Below are 20,109 nucleotides of genomic sequence, written 5' to 3'. Positions count from 1 at the left end.
ACCGCCGAGGACGCGCCTCCCCCGACGGTTCCCCGGTGCCGTGCGAGCCGCCGACCGGAGCCACGAACGACAGGAGCCCACACCGTGCCGACCCCACCCGCACCGGCCGCCGCCTTTGGACCCACCCCGACGCGCCGGCGGTCCGTCCTGCGCGACGTCGCCTTCCTGCGGCTGTGGTCGGGCGCCACGGCGTCCGGCCTGGCCACCTGGGCCCTGCCCTTCGTCCTGGGGCTGGCGGTCCTCGACCGGGCGCTCACCGCCGCCGACCTCGGCCTCCTCCTCGCCGCCCGCACCGTGGGGTTCCTCGTGGCCGTGCCCGTCGGCGGCGTCCTGGCCGACCGGCACTCCCGCCGCCGCGTCATCCTGTGGGCGGGGCTGGTCGCGGCGGCCTCGTCCCCCCTGCTCGCCGCCGGGTTGGGACGTTCACCGCTGGCCGCGGCCACGGCCGCCGCCCTGGCCGGCGCGGGACAGGGCGCCTGCCGGCCCGCTTTCCAGGCCCTGACCGCCGAGGTCGTCGACGTCGACCGCAGACGGCAGGCCAACGCCGCCATGACCCTGGCCGTGCGCGTCACCACACTCGCCGGACCGTCGCTGACCGCCCTGCTCGCCGCCTTCCTCGACACCCGGGCGCTGCTGCTGGGGATCGGAGGGCTCTGGTGCGTCGCCGCCCTCGCCCCGGGGGGCGGGGCCGGGGGCGCGTCCGCCGCCGGGCGGCCTCGGCGGGTCCCGTTCACGACCGAGTTCGCCGACGGGGTACGCGAGGCCCGCGGGCACCCCTGGTTCGTCGCCGGCCTCGCCGCTCTGACGACCGTCATCGCCACCGGTTACTCCGCCACCGGCGTCGCCCTGCCCCTGGTCAGCCGTGACGCGTACGGCACCGAGGTGGTGCTGGCCGGTGCCATGACGGCCTACACCGCGGGCGCCCTGGCGGGCGCGCTCGTCGTCGCGCGCCGGCGGCCGCGCTCCCAGGGCTGGTCCGCCCTGGCCGGGTTGGCCGCCTACGGTTTCGCCCCGCTCAGCCTGGTGTTCCCCGTCCACCCCGCCGTGGTGATGGCCGCCTACGCCGTCGCCGGGGTGGGGATCGAACTGTTCAACGTGCCCTGGTTCACCGCCACCCAGCGCGAGGTGGCGCCCGACAAGCTGGCCCGGGTCTCCTCCCTGGACTTCCTGCTCTCCTACGGTCTCGCCCCGTTGGGGCTCGTCCTGATCGCCCCGGCCATCGACGCCTTCGGCGCCCGGCAGGTCCTCCTCGGCTGCGCGTTGGCCTGTTTCGCCGCACCGGCCGCGGCCGCACTGGTGCCCGGCTCCCGCCATTTCTCCCGCCGGCCGGGCCCGGTGCCCGAAGCCGCCCCGGAGGCCGGGGCCGCCGGCTGAGTCCGCGCCTTGGCGGCGCACGCCCGCCGCCGGGGCAGCGAACGGCGCGGAGGGCCGGGCCGGCGCGTCTCACGTCCCCCTTATTGCGCAACCATCGCATGTGCACAACCATGTCATCAGCTCTTCGGGCGCCCGCGCGCGTGGCTCGTCATCGCTCCGCCCGCCGCCGTGCGCTGCCGTACGCGCACCGCCGCACCCCCGCCCGCCGCACCACCTTCACACGCCCCCCCACGCACGGAAGGTGTTCGATGCCGCCCCAGTCAGACGGCAGACCTCCGCCCCGGGTCTTTTCGGGGGTGTGCCACGGCACCCTGGGCGAGCTGTTCCAGGGGCCGCTCCCCCGGACGGGCGAGCCGGAGATCGCCCTGGTCTCCTTCCCCGTCGACCGGCACTCCTGGGTCTATTTCACGCCGGATCCCGAAGGACCGCGGAACCCGCTGCCTCCCGGCGAGAAGTCCGCGAAGGCCGTCGAACTGTTCCTGGCGCACCACGGTCTGACGCTGCCACCGGGCAGGTGGAGCGTCCGCTCCGAGTTGCGGGTCGGGGTGGGCATGGCCAGTTCCACGGCCGACGTCGTGGCGACGCTGCGCTGTCTGTGCCGGGTCTTCTCCCTGCCGTACGACCCGCGTGTGGTGCTCGGGGTGCTGTCCGCGATCGAACGGGCGGACAGCGTCTTCCTCGACGAGTTCGCGCTCTACCTCAGCGGCCGGCACCGCCTGGTGCGGCGGTTGGGCACCGCCGTCGGCTTCCACACCGCCTTCGTCACGGAGGCCGGCGCCGTGGACACCGCCGCCGTCACACCGCTGCTGGTACGGCACTACCGACGGCGGGCGCCGGAGTACGAACGCTGCCTGGACGACCTGCTCAAGGGGTTCTCGGCGGCCGATCCGGCGGCCGTGGCCCGCGCCGCGACCACCAGCGCCGTCCTCTCCCAGGAGGTGCTGCCCAAGGCGACCTTCGAGCCCGTGCTGGCGCGCCGGGAGGAGTTCGGCGCCGACGGCGTCTTCGTCGCGCACACCGGCTGCCTGGTCGGCTACCTCTTCACGCGCCGTCCCGCCCCCGCCCTGAAGGGGGAGCTCTCCGCGTTCTTCCACTCGCTCGGCCACCAGTGTTCCTTCGCCCCGGGAGGTTACGGGTGACACACGCCCACATCGCCGATGCCCTCAAGACGCCGACGCTGGTCCGGCTCTCCGAGGGGACGGTCCTGGCCCGTTTCGAGTCGATGAAGATCTACTCCGCGCTCGCCGCCGTGCGCCGGCTCCTCCAGGAGGGGAGGATCCGGCCCGGACAGACCCTCCTGGACAGTTCCAGCGGCATCTACGCCCACGCCCTGGCCCTGGCCTGCCACCGCCATGGCATGCGCTGTCACATCGTGGCCTCCACCACCGTCGACGCCACCACCCTCGCCCAACTGGAGATCCTCGGCGCCACCGTCGAACAGGTCGAACCGTCGGAGAACCTCAAGCTCGACCAGGAGTTACGGGTGCGGCGCGTACGGCGGATCCTGCGCGAACGGCCCGACGTCCACTGGATGCGCCAGTACCACGACGACGTCCACTACCTCGGCTACCGCGAGGTGGCCGACCTCGTCGCCGCCGAGGTGGCCGCGGAGTTCCCCGGCCGGCCCCTGACGGTGGTCGGCGGCGTCGGCTCGGGCGCGTCCACCGGGGGGTTGGTGGAACGGCTCCGGCACCACGACCCCTCGGTCCGGCTGGTGGGCCTGCAGCCCTTCGGCAGCGTGACCTTCGGCAGCGAGCGCCATCACGACCCCGAGGCGATCATCGCCGGCATCGGCTCCTCCATCCCCTTCGACAACGTCCGCCACCACCTGTACGACACCGTCCACTGGATGGACTTCACCCACGCGATGGCGGGGGCCGTCGCGCTGCTGCGCGAACACGCCGTGTTCGCCGGACTGTCCACGGGCGCGGCCCACCTGGCCGCCTCCTGGGAGGCCCGCCGGTTTCCCGACCGGCTCCACCTGGTGATCGGCGCCGACACCGGTCACCGCTACGTCGAGCGGGTCTTCGCCCGCCACCGCGAGGCGCCGGACCCGGCCGCGCTGAAGCCGGTGGAGATCGCCTCGCCGGCGGAACTGTCCATGCCCTGGTCCACGATGGCCTGGAACCGCGCCCCCTGGCCGGCGCGGCCCAACGACCGGAAGGAGCCGACGCCGTGACGGTGGTCTGCCTGGAATCCCTCACCTTCGGCCTGGGGAACCTGGTGCGCGCCGCCGGATCCCTCGGGGAGCGGCTGCGGTTGCTGACCCGTGACCCCGGCTGGTACGCCCACGAGTTGGGCCGGCTGTCCGACGACGCCCTGGACGTGGTCGAGATCGACACCTTCGACACCGAGGCCGTGGCGGCCGAGCTGTCCCGCACCCCCCGACTGCGCGGTCTCATCAGCTCCACCGACACCTGGGCCCTGATCGGCGCCGAGTTGACGGCCCGCTTCGACCTGCCCGGCCCGGACCCGGCCGTCCTGCGGCTGACGCGGGACAAGGCGAAGGTCCGCGACCTGCTGTACGCGGCCGGTCTGACCCGGTCCCGGGCGACGGAGGTGGACCCGGGCCGCGCGGACGACGAGCTGCCGGCGCTGCTGCGCAAGGAGATCGGCCTCCCCGCCGTCCTCAAGGACACCGCGGGCACCGGCAGCCGGAACGTGTGGCTGGTCCGCGACGAGCGGGAGCTGGAGACGGCGCTGCGCGAGGCCGCCGAACGCACCCTGTTCGGGCGCCTGTTCGCCGAACCGTACTTCTCCGGGCCGGTCTACAGCGCCGAGACGCTCACCTGGCGGGGGCACACCCGGCTGCTGGGCGTCTCCAGCAGGCTGATGTCGCGCGAGCCGTACTTCCGCGAGGAGGTCACCGCCTTCCCCGTCGCCTTCCCCGAGGAACAGCGCGCCTCGCTGGAGCGGTGGCTGGACGAGGTCCTCGCGGCCGTGGGGTACACCGACCGCTTCGCCCACGTGGAGTTCGCCCTCACCCTCGCGGGCCCGGAGATCGTCGAGATCAACCCTCGCATCGGTGGGGCCCTGGTCGCCGAGGGCATGTGCCGCTCCCTGGGCTGCAACGTCTACGAGGCGATGGTGGAGACCGCGCTCGGCCGCCGTCCCCGCCTGATCGACGCGGAGCCGCCCGGCGGACCGGCGGTCGCCTTCGTCCTGGGCTACCCCGAACGGCCCGGGGTGTTCACCGGTGTCCAGGGGCTGGAGAGGCTGGCGGACATGCCCGGCTCCCCCACCTGGTACCCGACCAAACGCGTCGGCGACCGCATCGAGCACCTGACGGACAGCCGCGGCTACGCGGGCATCGTCCACGCGGAGGCCGAGACCGCGGAGTTGGCCACCCACCGCGCCGTGGCCGCCGCCAACGCCCTGCGCGTCCTCACCGAGGAGGCGCGGGACGGATGAGGAGGCCGGCCGTACCGGCACGCTCGCCCCGCCCCGCCGGGTGGCGGGACCCCGAACCGCACCACGGAAAGGACGAGTCCCGATGACACGGACGGACGGGTTCGAGGACGACGACTTCTGGACCGGTTTCTACGACTTCCTCTTCCCCGAGCAGCGTTTCGCCCAGGCCGAGGAACTCCTCGCCACCTCTCCCCTGCTCTCCTTCCCGCCCGGGTCCCGCACGCTCGACCTGTGTTGCGGGCCCGGCGTGTTCACCGTCCCCCTCGCCCGCCGCGGCCTGGAGGTCACCGGCGTGGACCGCAGCCCGGCCATGCTGGAGAAGGCGCGAAAATCCTGCGAGGCGGCCGGGGTGGAGGCCCGGTTCGTACGGGCCGACGCCCTGCACCACGTCGAGGCGGGCGCGTACGACGTGGTGCTCAACATGTTCACCTCCTTCGGTTACTTCGAGGATCCGGACGACAACGCCCGGGTGCTGCGCAACATGCACGACTGTCTGGTGCCCGGGGGCAGGCTGGTGCTGGACGTGGCCGGCAAGGAGATCCTGGCCCGCAGGGTGACGCCCCCGAAGGTCGTCCGGCGCGGCGAGGACCTGCTGGTGCAGACCGACACCGTGCTGGACGACTGGGCCCGGTTGCGCAGCGACTGGGTCCTGGTGCGCGGGGACCGCGTCGACCGCGCCGGCCTGGTGTGGTTCGTCTACAGCGCGGTCGAGCTGCGCGAGATGGCCGAGGAGGCCGGTTTCGGGGAGGTGGAGGTCTTCGGCGGCTTCGACGGCCGTCCCTACGACCAGGAGGCGGAGCGGCTGGTGCTGCGGGCCGTCCGCAAGGGGTGAGAGCGGTGGGCGCCGGGGGCGCGCGGCGCCCACCGCACGCTCTTTTGCGAATCGTTCGCAAGTACGTACCATCAGCGGGTCATCGCCGCGACGGGTGCCAGGAAGCCGGTGTGAGTCCGGCACGGTCCCGCCACTGTGACCGGGGAGCACACGCCTTCGAGGAGCCACCGCGCGAGCGGGAAGGCCGGGGGAGCGTCGATCCGGGAGTCAGGACACTGTCCTGTCGCGGGCCCGTCCGAGGAGCGAGGACTCCGTAGGAGGCACCACGTGTACGACGGAACGTTCCCTCTGCCGCCCCTCCCCCGCGGCCGCGCGCGCCGGAGAACCGCGCGCGGTCCGGCCCTCGCACTGGTCGCCGTCCTGGTGACCGGCTGCGGTGCCGACGCGGGTTCCGACGACCGGACCGCGTCCGAGCCCGCGTCCGCGGGGGGTTTCCCCGTCACCGTCGACAACTGCGGCGTCCGTACGACGTACGAGGAACCGCCGTCCCGGGTCGTCACCATCCACCAACACCCGGCGGAGCTGATGCTCTCCCTCGGGCTGAGGTACGTCATGGTCGGCACCGCCTTCCCCGACTCCGCGGTGCTGCCCGCCCTGCGGAAGGACTTCGAGAGCATCCCGCGACTGGCCGAGAGGGAACCCTCCTTCGAGACGGTCCTGGCGGCCGAGCCGGACTTCGTCTACGGCGGCTACGGCGCCGCCTTCGCCGAGAACGAGGGCCGTTCCCGCGAGGCGTTCGCCGACGCGGGCATCGACACCCACCTCAACCGCGAGTACTGCGGCGAGGGCGAGGTGACCATGGACGACGCCTACGAGGAGATCCGCACCCTCGGGAGGATCTTCGGCGTGCGGGAGCGCGCCGGGGACCTGGTGGCCGACCTCCGAAGGCGGGTCGCCGAGACCACCGAGGCCGTCGAGGGCGCCCCCACCGTGCCGGTGTTCGTCTACGACAGCGGTGACGGGTCCGCCTACACCGCGGGGGGAAGGGGCCTGGGCACCGAGATCATCCGGTTGGCCGGCGGACGCAACGTGTTCGACGACCTGGACGAGGTCTTCGGCGACGTCTCCTGGGAACAGGTCGTCGAGCGCAGGCCCGAGGTCATCGTGATCCACCACTACCGCGGTGCGGGCAGCGTCGAGCGGAAGAAGGAGTTCCTGCTCTCCCAGCCCGCCCTCGCCGATGTGCCCGCCATCAGGAACGAGCGGTTCGTCGTGCTGCCGCTGACCGCCACCCTGGTCGGCGTGCGTCCCCCGCACGCCGTGGCGGACCTGGCCCGCGCCCTGCACCCCGAGCGGTTCCGGTGACGGCCCACCCGGCGGCGCCGGACACCCCCGTGGCCGACCGGCCCGGCGGAGGCGCCCCGGCTCCCCGCCCTACCCGCTGCTCCTGGTGCTCCTCGGCGTGCTCCTGTCGGTCTCGCTGACGGCCGGGCTGGCCATCGGCTCGGTGCGCGTCCCGCCCGGCCAGGTCTGGAGCGTCCTCGCGCACCACCTGGGCGCCGGTTGGGTGGAGGCGGACTGGCCCCGGGCGCGCGAGACGATCGTGCTGGAGGTGCGGGCCCCCCGCGTCCTGTTGGGCGCCGTGACCGGTGCCGGGTTGGCGGTGGTCGGCACGGTCATGCAGGCCCTGGTGCGCAACCCGCTGGCGGACCCGTACCTGCTGGGCGTCTCCTCGGGCGCCTCGCTGGGAGCCGTGCTGGTCATCGTCTCCGGCGTCGGCGTCTTCGGCGCGCTGTCGCTGCCGGTGTCGGCGTTCGTCGGGGCCCTGGTGACGCTGCTGCTGGTGTACGCGACCGCGCGTGCGGGGGGACGCATCACCTCGACGCGGCTGGTGCTCTCCGGTGTCGCCGTCGCCGCCGTGCTGACCGCCGTCACCCACCTGGTGCTGTTGACCGCCGAGCGGGGCAACCAGGCCAGGGAGGTCCTCTCCTGGACGCTCGGCGGCCTCGGCGGGGTGCGTTGGAGCACCCTGTGGCTGCCCGCGACCGTGCTGCCGGCGGCCGTCGCGCTGCTGCTGACGCGGGCCCGGCCGCTGAACCTGCTGCTGGCGGGCGAGGAGGCGGCCACCACCATGGGGTTGGACGTGGCGCGCTTCCGCGCCCGGATGTTCGTCCTGCTGTCCCTGGTCACCGGCGTCCTGGTCGCGGCGGCCGGGCCCATCGGCTTCGTCGGCCTGATGCTGCCGCACGTCGTGCGGCTGTTCACCGGTGGGGACCACCGCCGCGTCCTGCCGGCCGCGGCCCTGGCGGGGGCGGTGTTCCTGGTCTGGGCCGACATCGCGGCCCGCACCGTCGCCGCTCCACAGGAGATCCCCGTCGGAGTGTTGACGGCCCTGTGCGGCGGCCCGTTCTTCCTGTGGCTGATGCGCCGGGACGCCCGGCGGGGCGCCGACCGGAGGGATCGATGAGCGCGGCCGAACTCGGTGTCGAGAACCTCACGGTCGCGGCCGGGGCCCGCCGGCTGGTGCGGGAGGTGTCGCTGACCGCCGCTCCCGGCGAGACGATCGGCCTGATCGGCCCGAACGGCAGCGGCAAGTCCAGCCTGCTGCGCGCCGTCTACCGCGTGCTGCGTCCCGAGGCCGGGCGGGTGCTGGTGGACGGGGCGGACGCCTGGTCCGTGCCCGTGCGTCGACTGGCGCGCACCCTGGCGGCGGTGGTGCAGGAACCCGGCGGCGACCTGGATCTGACGGTGCGCGAGGTGGTGGCCATGGGGCGCACCCCGCACAAGCGCCTGCTCGACGGCGACGGCCCCGACGACACCCGGCTGGTGGAGGAGTCGCTGGCCCTGGTCGACGCGGCGGAACTGGCGGACCGGCCGTTCGACCGGCTCTCCGGCGGCGAACGGCAGCGCGTGCTCATCGCGCGGGCCCTGACGCAGCAGCCCGCCCTGTTGGTCCTGGACGAACCGACCAACCACCTGGACGTCCGGCACCAGTTGGCGGTGCTGGGTCTGCTGCGCCGCGTCCCGACCACCGTCCTGGTCGCCCTCCACGACCTGAACCTGGCCGCCTGCCACTGCGACCGCCTCTACGTCCTCAAGGACGGCGAGGTGGTGGCGGCCGGGCCGCCACGGCAGGTGCTCACCGCGCGGCTGCTGGCCGAGGTGTACGGCGTGGCCGGGGAAGTGACCCTCCATCCCCGCACCGGGGCGCCCCATGTCGTCTTCCTCCCGGAGGGGACCACACCGAGCGTCCGGGCGGGTGCCCGGGCGGGCGCCGAAGCGGGCGGGGACCGGCCGCCCGTTCGCGTCCGCGGCCCGCGCGGTGGGTGCCCGTCGCGGGAGGGGACGTGAGTCCGGAGGCCGAGCGTGCCGTCCTCGGCCGCGCCCGGACTGCAACCGGTGACGCGCCACCGGTACGACCAGCTCGTCACCATCCACGGCACGATCATGATGCTGCTCTTCGCGACCCCGATGTTCGCCGGGTTCGCCAACGCGGTGATGCCCCTGCGGATCGGTGCCCCGGACGTGGCGTTCCCCCGGATGAACGCCTTCACCTACTGGCTGTTCCCGTTGGGCGGTCTGACGGTCGTCGCGGGATCCCTCACCCCCACCGGCGCGGCCGCCCGGCGCGCTCGTCCGCTCGACAGCACCATGACGCCCCTTCCCGCCTCGTCGTGCGCTGTCGTGCGCTGCCCACCAGTGCCCGTCGATCGGTGCGCCGAACACCGGGCTTCCGGCGCCGTGGAGGGCGGGGGCCGCGTCCCCGGACGGCGCGGTGGGCCGCGGCCGGCTCCCGCTCCGTCCCCGAAAGCCCGGTGGCGGAGCGCTTATCGACCCTGTTCCTCCCGGGGGTCCTTCCCGCCGGGGAGGAACTCCTGCACCTTGGCCTTGACCCCCTGACGGACCACCGAGCCCCGGTCGCTGTCGCCGCGGAGGATCGCGGAGGCGGTGGCCTCCATCTGGTCCCAGGTGGCGTGCGGGGGAATCGGCGGCACCGCCGGGTCGGTGCGGACGTCCAGGACGAAGGGACGGTCGGCCGCCAGTGCCCTCTCCCAGGCGGGGCGGACGTCCTCGGGCTTCTCCACGCGCACGCCGTCCAGGCCGAACCGGATGGCGATGTCGGCGTAGGGCAGGTCGGGGATGTGCTGGGACTCCTCGAACTGCGGGGCGCCGCTCATCGACCGCATCTCCCAGGTGACCTGGTTCAGGTCCCCGTTGTTCAGCACGCACACGATCAGCCGCGGGTCGGACCACAGGGAACGGTACTTGGCGGCGGTGACCATCTCCATCAGGCCGTTCATCTGCATCGCCCCGTCCCCGACCAGGGCGATGGCCGGCCGGTCGGGGTGAGCGAACTTCGCCCCGATGGCGTAGGGCACGCCCGGCCCCATGGTCGCCAACGTGCCCGACAGCGAGCCGCGCACCGAACCCCTGAACCGCAGGTGACGGGCGTACCAGTTGGCGGCCGAGCCGGAGTCGGCGGTGACGACGGCGTCGTCGGGCAGCAGGTCGTCCAACGCGTGCACCACGTACTCGGGGTTGACCGGGTCGGCGTCCAGCGCGGCGCGCCGCCCCATGACCTCCCACCAGCGGGAGACGTTCCGCTCGACGGTCTGCCGCCAGGAGCGGTCCTCCTTGCGGTGCAGCAGTGGCAACAGCCGCGCCAGGGTGGCACTCGCGTCGCCGACGAGGTTCACCTCGAAGGGGTAGCGCAGGCCGACCATGTGCGGGTCGATGTCGATCTGCACCGCGCGTGCCTGGTCCAGGTCGGGCAGGAACTGGGTGTACGGGAAGCTGGAGCCGACCACCAGCAGGGTGTCGCAGTCGCGCATCAACTCGTAGGAGGGGCGCGTGCCCAGCAGCCCGATCGCGCCGGTGACGTACGGCAGGTCGTCGGGGAGGGCGTCCTTGCCCAGCAGGGCCTTGGCCACGCCCGCGCCGAGCACGTCGGCGATCTGTTCGACCTCCGCCCGCGCGCCCCGGGCGCCCTGCCCGATCAGGACGGCCGGCCTCTCGCCGGCGTTGAGCACCTGCGCCGCCCGCGCCAGGTCCTCGTCCGCCGGGACCGGCGCGGCCCTGCCCAGCCCGAGGCTGGAGGGCACCATCTTGAACTCGTGGCCGGGCGGGGTGTACTCCAGTTCCTGCACGTCCGCCGGGAGGATGATCGCGGTCACCGTGCGCCGGCCGTAGGCGGTGCGGATCGCCCGGTCGATCAGGTTGGGCAACTGCTCGGGCACCGTCGCCATCTCGCAGAAGTCCGAGGCCACGTCCTTGTACAGGCTGACCAGGTCCACCTCCTGCTGATAGGAGCCGCCCATCGCGCTGCGGTCGGTCTGGCCGACGATCGCCACCACCGGCACGTGGTCGAGCTTGGCGTCGTACAGCCCGTTGAGGAGGTGGATCGCGCCGGGGCCGGAGGTCGCCGCGCACACCCCCACCCTGCCGGAGAACTTCGCGTACCCCACCGCCTGGAAGGCCGACATCTCCTCGTGCCGGGACTGGACGAACCTCGGCTCGTTCTCCGCCCGCCCCCACGCGGCCAACAGCCCGTTGATCCCGTCGCCCGCATAGCCGAAGACGCACTCCACGCCCCACTCGCGCAGCCGCCGCAGGACGTGGTCGGCCACCTTCATCTTCGCCACTCGCTCTCTCCGTTCCCTGTGTCGAGGAAGCGTCCGGCCGGCTCGTGTCCGTGGACGTCCGCCGTGGGCGGTGGACCCCCGTTCGGGTAACCGTGTCGCTCCGGTGGGAAACATCGGCCTCCGCCCACCGGCGCGGCTCCGCCTCCCACGGCGCCGGTCCGGGGCCTCGCGCCCGACCCGGCGCGCCGGGCCCCGGCTCCGGGGTGTCCGTCGGGACGGCGGGGGCCGCCGTGTGACGGCCCGTGGGGCCCGGGTCAGCCGTTGGTTCCCGCGGTGGTGGCGGCTCCGGTGCCGGCGGCCTCGCCCAGCCCGGGGGCGATCGAGCCCCGCCCGTCCGCCCCCAGGGCCACCTTGGTCCAGCCCGCCTCCCGACGGTCGAACGTCCGGTACGCCTCGACCGCGTCCGTCATCCCCTCCCAACGGGTCACCAACGGGGTGGGGTCCAGCTCGCCGGAGGCGACCAGGGACACCAGACGGGGCAGGTAACGGCGGTGGTGGCAGTTGCCCGACCGCAACGTGAGGTTCTTCATGAACGCCTCGCCGAACGGATAGCGCTCCACCTGCGGCGGATAGACGCCGACGGTGCCCACCGTGCCCGCCTTGGCCGCCATCCGCACCGCCCAACGGGCCGCCAGGGACGGGGCGTCGCCGGGGACCCAGGTGTCGCCGTCGGGCCGCTGTTCGGGGGCGATCTCGTCGCGTTCGCGGTCGAACTCCTCCGCCCGCTCGGCCAGGGCCTCGGCGGCCGGGCCGCGGGAGGGGCGCTGCGCGTCGACGCCGACCGCGTCGATCACCCGGTCCACCCCGATGCCGCCGGTCAGGTCCACCACCGCCTCGACGGGGTCCTCGGCGTTGAAGTCGACCGTCTCGGCGTGCTGGTCGCGGGCCAGGTCCAGCCGGTCGGGAACACCGTCCACCACGATGATCCGCCCGGCCCCCTGCAGCCGGGCGCAGGCGATCGCGGCCTGGCCCACGGGACCGGCACCCAGGACCGCGACCGTGTCGCCGTCCCCGACCTCGGCGAGCCGCGCGCCGAACCAGGCCGTGGGGTAGATGTCGGAGAGCAGGATCGCCTGGGCGTCGTCGACGGTGTCGGGCAGGGGCACCAGGCCGACGTGCGCGTAGGGGATCCGGGCGTACTCCGCCTGCAGTCCGTCCAGGCCGCCGGCCGCCTCGGGGCCGCCGAAGAAGACCGTGCCCGCCCGCTTCCCGCCGGGGTTGGCGTTGTCGCACTGCGCGTAGTAGCCGGCCCGGCAGTAGCTGCACGTGCCGCAGGCGACCGTGGAGGGCACCACCACCCGGTCCCCGGGGCGGAAGTCGCGCACGCCCGGCCCGACCTCCTCCACCACGCCGACGGCCTCGTGCCCCAGGATCCTGCCCTCCTTCATCCCCGGCATCGTGCCGCGCACGAAGTGCAGGTCGGTTCCGCAGATCGCCGAGGAGGTGATCCGCACGACCGCGTCGTGCGGATCCCGGATCCCCGGCTCGGGGACGTCCTCGACCCGAATGTCGCCCACGCCGTGCCACACCACAGCCTTCATGAACCCTCCTCCTCGTCCATGGGCCCGCTCGTGTACCTCCGAACGGGTCGCGGGTGCCCGGGGCGGCACCGGCGAAACGGAACACGCGGCGGGCCGGACGCCCGCCGCGGCGGTCACGCCGTCCGTCGCCGCGGAGTTCCGCCGGTGGTGTGCCGAGGAGCGCGTCGGCCTCTTCGGCCTCGACGTCTTCCGTGTCGGGGGTCGGGGCGTGGGCTCGGTGTGATCGTTCAGTCGTGGGCGGCGAGTCTGCCGCGGAGGGTGGCGGCGAAGTCCTCGGCGGCCATCAGCCGGGCGCGCAGCGTCTCGCAGCGGGCGTCGGCGACCCTGCGGTAGGCGTCCAGGCGTTCGCGCAACCGCTCGCGCTCGGCCTCCGCCAGGGATCCGGCATCCGAGAGCCGGTCGGTGATGGACAGCAGGTCGCGCATCTCCTCCAGGGAGAAGTCCAACGGCTTCATCCGGCGCACCACCATCAGCCGGTCCACGTCGGCGGCGGTGTAGAGCCGGAAGCCGCCCTTGGTGCGGGCGGAGGGGACCACCAGGCCGACCTCCTCGTAGTGCCGGATGGTGCGCAGCGACAGGCCCGTCCGCTCGGCCACCTCACCGATCCGCATCCGCCGCTCGTCCGTCACTGCCGCGTCCCCTCTGCCATCCGAACGGTTTTCGGATCCGTAACCCCCAACCCTACCGGGTGAGGCGAATCACAAGCTCCCGCGCGCGGTTCACCTGGGATTCACAGGACCACGGCCGCAACCATCCCTCACGTCAGGGTAGAGTTTGTTCCCGGACGGAACACCGCCCACCCGGATCTTGTTGGGCAATGACGCCCGACCGGAAGTCACGTCCGACTTCCGCCCCCGATCGCGCCCCCGTCACCGACGACGGCGCGGCACGACCGGGTCCCCTTGCTCCCGCACGAAAGTCGCGCACGCTGCGCGCGCACGCCCCGCCGTCTGCGCGCCCGACACGGAAACGGATGCATGTCCGCTGACACTCCCGCGGTCCTCCGACTGCGCCCCTCCCGCCCCGAGTGGCTGTCCTCGGCGAAGGTCTTCCGCACCGAGGTGCTGGCCGGCCTGGTCGTCGCCCTGGCGCTGATCCCCGAGGCGATCTCCTTCTCGATCATCGCCGGCGTCGATCCGGCCGTGGGCCTGTTCGCCTCCTTCACCATGGCCGTGGTGATCTCGATCGTGGGCGGTCGCAAGGCGATGATCTCCGCCGCCACCGGCGCCGTCGCCCTGGTCATCGCCCCGCTCAACCACGAGCACGGCCTGGGCCATCTGATCGCCGCCGTCATCCTCGGCGGCCTGATGCAGATCGCCCTGGGCGCGCTCGGGGTGGCCAAACTCATGCGGTTCGTGCCGCGCAGCGTGATGGTCGGCTTCGTCAACGCCCTGGCCATCCTGATCTTCATGGCACAGGTGCCCGAGATCACCGACGTGCCCTGGGCGGTCTACCCGCTGGTGACCGGCGGGCTGGCGCTGATGGTGCTCTTCCCCAAGGTCACCACGGTGGTGCCCGCCCCGCTGGTCTCCATCGTCGTCCTCACCGCCATCACCATCGCCGCCGGCATCGCGGTGCCCACCGTCGGCGACAAGGGCGAGCTTCCCTCGTCCCTGCCCACCCCCGGCCTGCCCGACGTGCCGTTCACGGTGGAGACCCTGACCACCATCGCCCCCTACGCCCTGGCCCTGGCCCTGGTGGGGCTGATGGAGTCGCTGATGACGGCCAAGCTGGTCGACGACATCACCGACACCCACTCGGGCAAGACCCGCGAGTCCATCGGCCAGGGCATCGCCAACGTCGTCACCGGCCTCTTCGGCGGCATGGGCGGCTGCGCGATGATCGGCCAGACCATGATCAACGTCAAGACCTCCGGCGCCCGCACCCGTCTGTCGACCTTCCTCGCCGGCGTCTTCCTGCTCATCCTGGTGGTCACCCTCGGCCCCGTCGTCTCCACCATCCCGATGGCCGCCCTGGTCGCGGTGATGATCCTGGTCTCCTTCGCCACCTTCGACTGGCACTCCATCGCACCGAAGACCCTCAGGCGGATGCCCGTCGGCGAGACCGCCGTGATGGCCGTCACCGTCGCCGTGGTGGTCGCCACCCACAACCTCGCCATCGGCGTCGTCGTCGGCGTCGTCACCGCCATGGTGATCTTCGCCAAGCGGGTCGCCCACCTCGCCGAGGTCTCCGCCGTCGTGGACCCCGACGGCACCCAGGCCGTCTACGCCGTCACCGGCGAACTGTTCTTCGCCTCCTCCAACGATCTGGTCTACCAGTTCGACTACGCCGGCGACCCCGACGACGTCGTCATCGACCTGTCCGACGCCCACATCTGGGACGCCTCCTCGGTGGCCGCGCTGGACGCGATCGAGACCAAGTACGCCGCCCGCGGCAAGAAGGTCACCATCGTCGGCCTGAACAAGCCCAGCGCCGCCATCCACGAACGGCTCGCCGGACAACTCGCCGACAGCCACTGACCCACGCCCCACGGGGAACGCCCCCGACCGCACCGGCCGTCCGGGCCCCGCGCCGACCCGGGCGGCCGGCGGCGTCCGCCGAGGACAAGAGGTCGGCGCGTCCGTCCGCGCGCCACGCCCACCTCGCCCGGGGGTGCCGCCGCGGACGCGGCCCGCTCCCGGTCGAACGGCCGGTCCGGACGGAGGTCCTCACGCCTCCGTCCGGACCGCCCCGGCGTCGATCTCGGCGATCAGTGCCTCGATGCGGGCCTTGATCTCGTCGCGGATGGGGCGGACGGCCGCCACGCCCTGTCCGGCCGGGTCGTCCAGCTTCCAGTCGAGGTAGCGCTTGCCGGGGAAGACCGGGCAGGTGTCGCCGCAGCCCATGGTGATCACGTAGTCGGACGCCTGGACGGCCTCGACGGTGAGCACCTTGGGGGTCTCGGCGGAGATGTCGATGCCGGCCTCCCGCATCGCCTCGACCGCGGCCGGGTTGACCTCGTCGGCCGGAGCGGAGCCGGCGGAGCGGACCTCGATCCGGTCCCCGGCCAGGTGGGTCAGCCAGGCGGCGGCCATCTGGGAGCGGCCGGCATTGTGGACGCAGACGAACAGCACGGACGGTTTCTCGGACATCACGGCTCTCTCTCACCTCTCGACGGAACCGGGATGGCATCACTCCCGGCTGATGTGAAATTATCAGCCCATGCTGACGTCAGTCGACACTGACCTGATCCGGGTGCTCGCCGATCCGCTCAGGATGCGCATCGTGACCCTGCTGGCCACCGAGACCCTGTGCACCACCCACCTGGTGGCCGAGACCGGGGCCAGGCAGACCAACCTCTCCAACCACCTGCGCGTCCTGCGGGAAGCCGGGGTCGTGGAGACCGAGCCGTGCGGCCGGTACACCTACTACCGGCTGCGCCCGGACGTCATCGAAGCCCTGGGCCGCTCCTTCACCGAGCTGGCCCGCACCGCCCGCACCACCCGCGCCGCCGAGACGAAGAGGGCCTGCCCGTGACCACCACCGACCCCACCCCCCGGCCCTCCGCCGCGGGACCCGCCACCGAAGACGCCTCGATCGTCGCCAAACTCTCCACCCTGGACCGGTTCCTGGCGGTGTGGATCCTGGCCGCCATGGCCGCCGGCCTCGGACTGGGCCGGCTGGTCCCCGGCCTGGGCGACGCCCTGAGCAAGGTCGAGATCGGCGGCATCTCGCTGCCCATCGCGCTCGGCCTGCTGGTCATGATGTACCCGGTGCTGGCCAAGGTCCGCTACGACAAACTCGACGCCGTCACCGGCGACAAGCGGCTCATGATCTCCTCCCTGGTGGTCAACTGGATCGTCGGCCCGGCCGTGATGTTCGCCCTGGCCTGGATCTTCCTGCCCGACCTGCCCGAGTACCGCACCGGACTGATCATCGTCGGCCTGGCCCGCTGCATCGCCATGGTCATCATCTGGAACGACCTGGCCTGCGGCGACCGCGAGGCCGCCGCCGTCCTGGTCGCTCTCAACAGCGTCTTCCAGGTCCTCGCCTTCGGCCTGCTGGGCTGGTTCTACCTCGACCTGCTGCCCGGTTGGCTCGGCCTGGGCGACGGCACGGCCCTGGACGTCTCCGCCTGGGAGATCGCCGCCAACGTCGCCGTCTTCCTCGGCGTCCCCCTGGCCGCCGGCTACCTCACCCGCCGCATCGGCGAGCAGAGGATGGGCCGCCGGAACTACGAGCAGCGCTTCCTGCCCAGGATCGGCCCCTGGGCCCTGTACGGGCTGCTGTTCACCATCGTGATCCTCTTCGCCCTCCAGGGGAGGACCATCACCTCCCAGCCACTCGACGTCGCCCGCATCGCCCTGCCGCTGCTGGTGTACTTCGCGCTGATGTTCTTCGGCACCTTCGCCCTGGGCAAGGCCATCGGCCTGGCCTACGAGCGCACCACCACCCTCGCCTTCACCGCCGCGGGCAACAACTTCGAACTGGCCATCGCGGTGGCCATCGCCACCTTCGGCGTCACCTCCGGCCAGGCCCTGGCCGGCGTCGTCGGCCCCCTCATCGAGGTCCCCGTCCTCATCGCCCTGGTCTACGTCGCCCTCGCCTGGCGGCGACGCTTCACCGACCGGTCGACCCCGGCCGCTTCCGGACGGGAGGGACGACGGGCCCGAGTGTGACGCGGATCAGCCGACGACGGGACTGCGGCGCTCGATCAACCACACGTCCCGCCACGTCCCGTGCAGCCGCCCCACCCGCTCACGAGTGCCGATCACCCGGAACCCGGCTCCTCGGTGCAGGGCGAGACTGCCGGTGTTCTCCGGGAAGACGCCGGCCTGGATCGTCCAGACGCCCGCCTGTTCGGTGGCGGTGATCAGTGCGTCCAGCAGGGCGCGGGCGACGCCCCGGCCGCGGTGGTCGGGGTGGACGTAGATCGAGTGCTCGACCACCCCGGCGTACGCCGCTCGGGCCGATACCGGGGAGACGGCCACCCAGCCGACGACCGTGTCGTCGGGCGCGAGGGCGACCAGGCGGTGCTCGGGCAGCTTCGTCCGGTCGAACTCCTCCCAGGAGGGCGCGGCGGTCTCGAAGGTGGCGTTGCCCTCGTCGATCCCGGCCTGGTAGATCGCCAGGACCTGCTCCGCGTGCTCGGGACGCATCGGGGCCAGGGTGAACGGGGTGGGCACGGGCTCTCCCACGGAGGAGTCGACGGGCGGACGGGGGGAATTCTGCCCGCCCGCCCGTGCGGCCCGCGCACCCGGGCCCGGTCGGGGATCAGGAAAGCGGGGCGAGCATGGCGGACATCGCCGCGACCACGGACGGGGCGACCCTGTAGTACACCCAGGTGCCGCGCCGCTCGGAGGTCAACAGCCCGGCCTCCTTGAGCTTCTTCAGGTGGTGGCTGACGGTGGGCTGGGAGACGCCCACGTCGGAGATGTCGCACACGCACGCCTCACCGCCCTCGTGTGAGGCGACCAGGGAGAACAGGCGCAGTCGCACCGGGTCGCCCAGCGCCTTGAACATCGCCGCGGTCCGCTCGGCCTCCTCGGCCGTCAGCGGGCGTTCGGTCAGCGGCGGGCAGCACGGGGCCACGTCCTCGGTCTCCAGGACCGGCAGCACCTTCGTGTTCGACATATGTCTATGTTGGCACGCGCCGACCGGCTCGACGAGGGGCGGAAGCGGCCGGTCGGTCCCGGGCCGCCACCAGGGCGGCCCCGCTCGCACGTTTCCGCCTCACCCCCTCCTCACCCGTGGTCGCGGCGCACGCCCCCGACCACCGGGGCGCCGACAGGCCCCCACCCCACCCATTGATTCGACATGCGTCTATGTTGACGGTCGTCAAAGCAAGTGTCATGCTGGCCGCACAAGCCATCGACGGATGTCGAAGCAGAAGGAGCCGACCGTGCACGCGTCCGCCACCACCGAACCGCCCGTCGTCGTGATCGGAGCCGGTCCCGTCGGCCTGGCCGCCGCCGCCCACCTGATCGACCGCGCCATCGAACCCCTGGTCCTGGAGGCCGGTCCCCGCGCGGCCGCCTCGGTGCGCGAGTGGAGCCACGTGCGGCTGTTCTCCACCTGGGGCGAGGTGATCGACCCGGTCGCCGAGAAACTGCTGGCTCCCACCGGCTGGACCAAGCCCGATCCGGCCGCCTACCCCTCCGGCGGCGACTGGGCCGAGCGCTATCTCCAGCCGCTGGCCGACGCCCTCGGCGAGAAGGTCCGCTACGGCGCCACCGTCACCGGCGTCTCCCGCGCCGGGCGCGACCGCGTCGTGGACGCCGACCGCGAGAGCCGGCCCTTCACCGTCCACCTCCGGTACGTCGACGGCCGCGAGGAACGCCTCCCGGCCCGCGCGGTCATCGACGCCTCCGGCACCTGGACCACTCCCGGCCCGGCCGGCGGCGACGGCCTGCCCGCACTCGGCGAGCGCGCGGCGGCCGACCGCATCGCCTACCGCGTCCCCGACCTCGCCGACCCGGCCGTCCGCGCCCGCTACGCCGGCCGCCGCACCGCCGTCATCGGGTCGGGCGCCTCCGCCTTCACCGCGCTCGCCTACCTGGCCGACCTCGCCCGCTCCGAGGACGGGAAGGGCACCCACGCCACCTGGATCCTGCGCCGCGGCATCTCCGGGAACACCTTCGGCGGCGGCGCCGCCGACCAGCTCCCCGCCCGCGGCGCGCTGGGGCTGGCCGCCAAGGCCGCCGTGGACGACGGTCACGCCGACGCGGTCACCGGCTTCCGCACCCGGGCGATCGAGCGCGACGGCGACGGACGCCTGGTGCCGGTCGGCGAGGGCGGTCGGCGCACCGAGCCGGTGGACCAGATCATCGTCCTCACCGGCTTCCGCCCCGACCTGTCCTTCCTGTCCGAGCTGCGCCTGGGCCTGGACGAGCGCCTCCAGGCACCGGTGGCGCTCGCCCCGCTGATCGACCCCAACGTCCACTCCTGCGGCACCGTCTACCCCCACGGCCACCGCGAGCTCTCCCACCCCGAGCGGGGCGTGTACCTGGTGGGCATGAAGTCCTACGGCCGCGCCCCGACCTTCCTGGCCATGACCGGCTACGAGCAGGTCCGCTCCACCGTCACCGCCCTCGCCGGGGACCTGGAGTCGGCCGACCGGGTGGAGCTGACCCTGCCCGAGACCGGGGTGTGCGGCGGCGCCGGACTCTTCGACACCCCCGAAGCGGCCGAGGACGGCGACCGGGCCGGCGCGGGCTGCTGCGGCGCCCCCGCGCCGGAGGTCGTCCGGCTCGGCGCCACCGCGACCGCCACGGCCCTGGCCACGGCCGAAGCCGCGCAGACCGACCGGAGCGCACCGGCCGACCGGACCCCGGCCGGCGGCTGCTGCGGCGCGTGACCGACCCCCACAGCAGCGGGGCCGCGACCGGATCGGGGGACCGGTCGCGGCCTCGCACCGCGTGCCCCGCCG

At 73.3% G+C, this 20,109-nt stretch carries 18 protein-coding genes, 1 pseudogene and 1 riboswitch; of the genes and pseudogenes, 13 read left to right on the top strand and 6 right to left on the bottom strand.

Annotation, left to right across the window (positions count from 1 at the left end):
• Positions 1 to 84: 84 nt before the first annotated feature.
• The 9 genes and pseudogenes from F0L17_RS22695 to F0L17_RS27780 all read left to right on the top strand — a co-directional run.
• On the top strand, positions 85 to 1,374 hold the full coding sequence (locus F0L17_RS22695) for an MFS transporter (protein ID WP_162466578.1): 1,290 nt from the start codon (positions 85 to 87) through the stop codon (positions 1,372 to 1,374).
• Between the two features lie 248 nt (positions 1,375 to 1,622).
• Positions 1,623 to 2,513: a GHMP family kinase ATP-binding protein gene (locus F0L17_RS22690; RefSeq protein ID WP_155072499.1), complete on the top strand. Its 891-nt coding sequence runs from the start codon at positions 1,623 to 1,625 to the stop codon at positions 2,511 to 2,513.
• Positions 2,510 to 3,553, top strand: a complete 1,044-nt coding sequence (locus F0L17_RS22685) for a pyridoxal-phosphate dependent enzyme (RefSeq protein ID WP_162466577.1) — start codon at positions 2,510 to 2,512, stop codon at positions 3,551 to 3,553. Before F0L17_RS22690 ends, F0L17_RS22685 begins: the two co-directional genes overlap by 4 nt.
• Positions 3,550 to 4,785, top strand: coding sequence for an ATP-grasp domain-containing protein (locus F0L17_RS22680; protein ID WP_162466576.1), 1,236 nt, complete (start codon positions 3,550 to 3,552; stop codon positions 4,783 to 4,785). The genes F0L17_RS22685 and F0L17_RS22680 overlap by 4 nt, the downstream gene beginning before the upstream one ends.
• 82 nt (positions 4,786 to 4,867) lie before the next feature.
• Positions 4,868 to 5,617 (top strand): class I SAM-dependent methyltransferase, encoded by a 750-nt coding sequence (locus F0L17_RS22675; RefSeq protein ID WP_155072497.1) that lies wholly within the window; start codon positions 4,868 to 4,870, stop codon positions 5,615 to 5,617.
• Positions 5,618 to 5,676: 59 nt separating this feature from the next.
• Positions 5,677 to 5,855, top strand: a riboswitch (cobalamin riboswitch).
• Between the two features lie 29 nt (positions 5,856 to 5,884).
• Positions 5,885 to 6,922: an ABC transporter substrate-binding protein gene (locus F0L17_RS22670; protein ID WP_162466575.1), complete on the top strand. Its 1,038-nt coding sequence runs from the start codon at positions 5,885 to 5,887 to the stop codon at positions 6,920 to 6,922.
• An 85-nt stretch (positions 6,923 to 7,007) separates the two neighbouring features.
• Entirely contained in the window at positions 7,008 to 8,024 is a 1,017-nt protein-coding gene (locus F0L17_RS22665) for a FecCD family ABC transporter permease (protein ID WP_420802446.1), read from the top strand.
• On the top strand, positions 8,021 to 8,908 hold the full coding sequence (locus F0L17_RS22660) for an ABC transporter ATP-binding protein (protein ID WP_155072495.1): 888 nt from the start codon (positions 8,021 to 8,023) through the stop codon (positions 8,906 to 8,908). Before F0L17_RS22665 ends, F0L17_RS22660 begins: the two co-directional genes overlap by 4 nt.
• 27 nt (positions 8,909 to 8,935) lie before the next feature.
• Positions 8,936 to 9,181: pseudogene (locus tag F0L17_RS27780) on the top strand (cbb3-type cytochrome c oxidase subunit I); the annotation flags it as partial.
• 203 nt (positions 9,182 to 9,384) lie between these two features.
• On the opposite strand, the gene F0L17_RS22650 reads toward F0L17_RS27780, so the two are convergent.
• From F0L17_RS22650 to F0L17_RS22640, 3 genes are all read right to left on the bottom strand, one after another.
• Complete coding sequence (locus F0L17_RS22650; RefSeq protein WP_155074042.1) at positions 9,385 to 11,190, bottom strand: thiamine pyrophosphate-requiring protein; 1,806 nt, start codon at positions 11,188 to 11,190, stop codon at positions 9,385 to 9,387.
• A gap of 263 nt (positions 11,191 to 11,453) precedes the next feature.
• The gene (locus tag F0L17_RS22645; protein ID WP_155072494.1) at positions 11,454 to 12,740 is read right to left on the bottom strand and encodes a zinc-dependent alcohol dehydrogenase; all 1,287 of its coding nucleotides are present in this window, start codon (positions 12,738 to 12,740) and stop codon (positions 11,454 to 11,456) included.
• A 227-nt stretch (positions 12,741 to 12,967) separates the two neighbouring features.
• The gene (locus tag F0L17_RS22640) at positions 12,968 to 13,369 is read right to left on the bottom strand and encodes a MerR family transcriptional regulator (RefSeq protein ID WP_162466574.1); all 402 of its coding nucleotides are present in this window, start codon (positions 13,367 to 13,369) and stop codon (positions 12,968 to 12,970) included.
• Between the two features lie 348 nt (positions 13,370 to 13,717).
• Between F0L17_RS22640 and F0L17_RS22635 the strand changes: the two genes are divergently transcribed.
• Positions 13,718 to 15,220, top strand: a complete 1,503-nt coding sequence (locus tag F0L17_RS22635) for a SulP family inorganic anion transporter (RefSeq protein ID WP_155072493.1) — start codon at positions 13,718 to 13,720, stop codon at positions 15,218 to 15,220.
• A 189-nt stretch (positions 15,221 to 15,409) separates the two neighbouring features.
• Here F0L17_RS22635 and F0L17_RS22630 read toward each other — a convergent pair whose 3' ends face one another.
• Positions 15,410 to 15,832 (bottom strand): arsenate reductase ArsC, encoded by a 423-nt coding sequence (locus tag F0L17_RS22630; protein WP_155072492.1) that lies wholly within the window; start codon positions 15,830 to 15,832, stop codon positions 15,410 to 15,412.
• Between the two features lie 70 nt (positions 15,833 to 15,902).
• Between F0L17_RS22630 and F0L17_RS22625 the strand changes: the two genes are divergently transcribed.
• Both F0L17_RS22625 and arsB read left to right on the top strand, forming a co-directional pair.
• Complete coding sequence (locus F0L17_RS22625) at positions 15,903 to 16,217, top strand: ArsR/SmtB family transcription factor (RefSeq protein ID WP_155072491.1); 315 nt, start codon at positions 15,903 to 15,905, stop codon at positions 16,215 to 16,217.
• Positions 16,214 to 17,359 (top strand): ACR3 family arsenite efflux transporter, encoded by a 1,146-nt coding sequence (gene arsB / locus F0L17_RS22620; protein WP_162466573.1) that lies wholly within the window; start codon positions 16,214 to 16,216, stop codon positions 17,357 to 17,359. Before F0L17_RS22625 ends, arsB begins: the two co-directional genes overlap by 4 nt.
• Positions 17,360 to 17,365: 6 nt before the next feature.
• Here the strand turns inward: arsB and F0L17_RS22615 are convergent, their stop codons facing one another.
• Together F0L17_RS22615 and F0L17_RS22610 are read right to left on the bottom strand one after the other, a co-directional pair.
• A complete protein-coding gene (locus tag F0L17_RS22615; RefSeq protein ID WP_155074039.1) occupies positions 17,366 to 17,839 on the bottom strand; it encodes a GNAT family N-acetyltransferase in 474 nt (157 codons plus the stop codon).
• 115 nt (positions 17,840 to 17,954) lie between these two features.
• Positions 17,955 to 18,314, bottom strand: coding sequence for an ArsR/SmtB family transcription factor (locus F0L17_RS22610; RefSeq protein WP_155072490.1), 360 nt, complete (start codon positions 18,312 to 18,314; stop codon positions 17,955 to 17,957).
• 268 nt (positions 18,315 to 18,582) lie between these two features.
• On the opposite strand from F0L17_RS22610, the gene F0L17_RS22605 reads away from it, so the two are divergent.
• A complete protein-coding gene (locus F0L17_RS22605) occupies positions 18,583 to 20,037 on the top strand; it encodes an NAD(P)-binding domain-containing protein (protein WP_162466880.1) in 1,455 nt (484 codons plus the stop codon).
• Positions 20,038 to 20,109: the final 72 nt, after the last annotated feature.

It is taken from the genome of Streptomyces taklimakanensis, from assembly GCF_009709575.1.
Taxonomy (GTDB): Bacteria; Actinomycetota; Actinomycetes; order Streptomycetales; family Streptomycetaceae; genus Streptomyces; species Streptomyces taklimakanensis.
The sequence above is the reverse complement of the archived record's forward strand: the minus strand, read 5'-3'. Positions and strand labels throughout refer to the sequence as shown.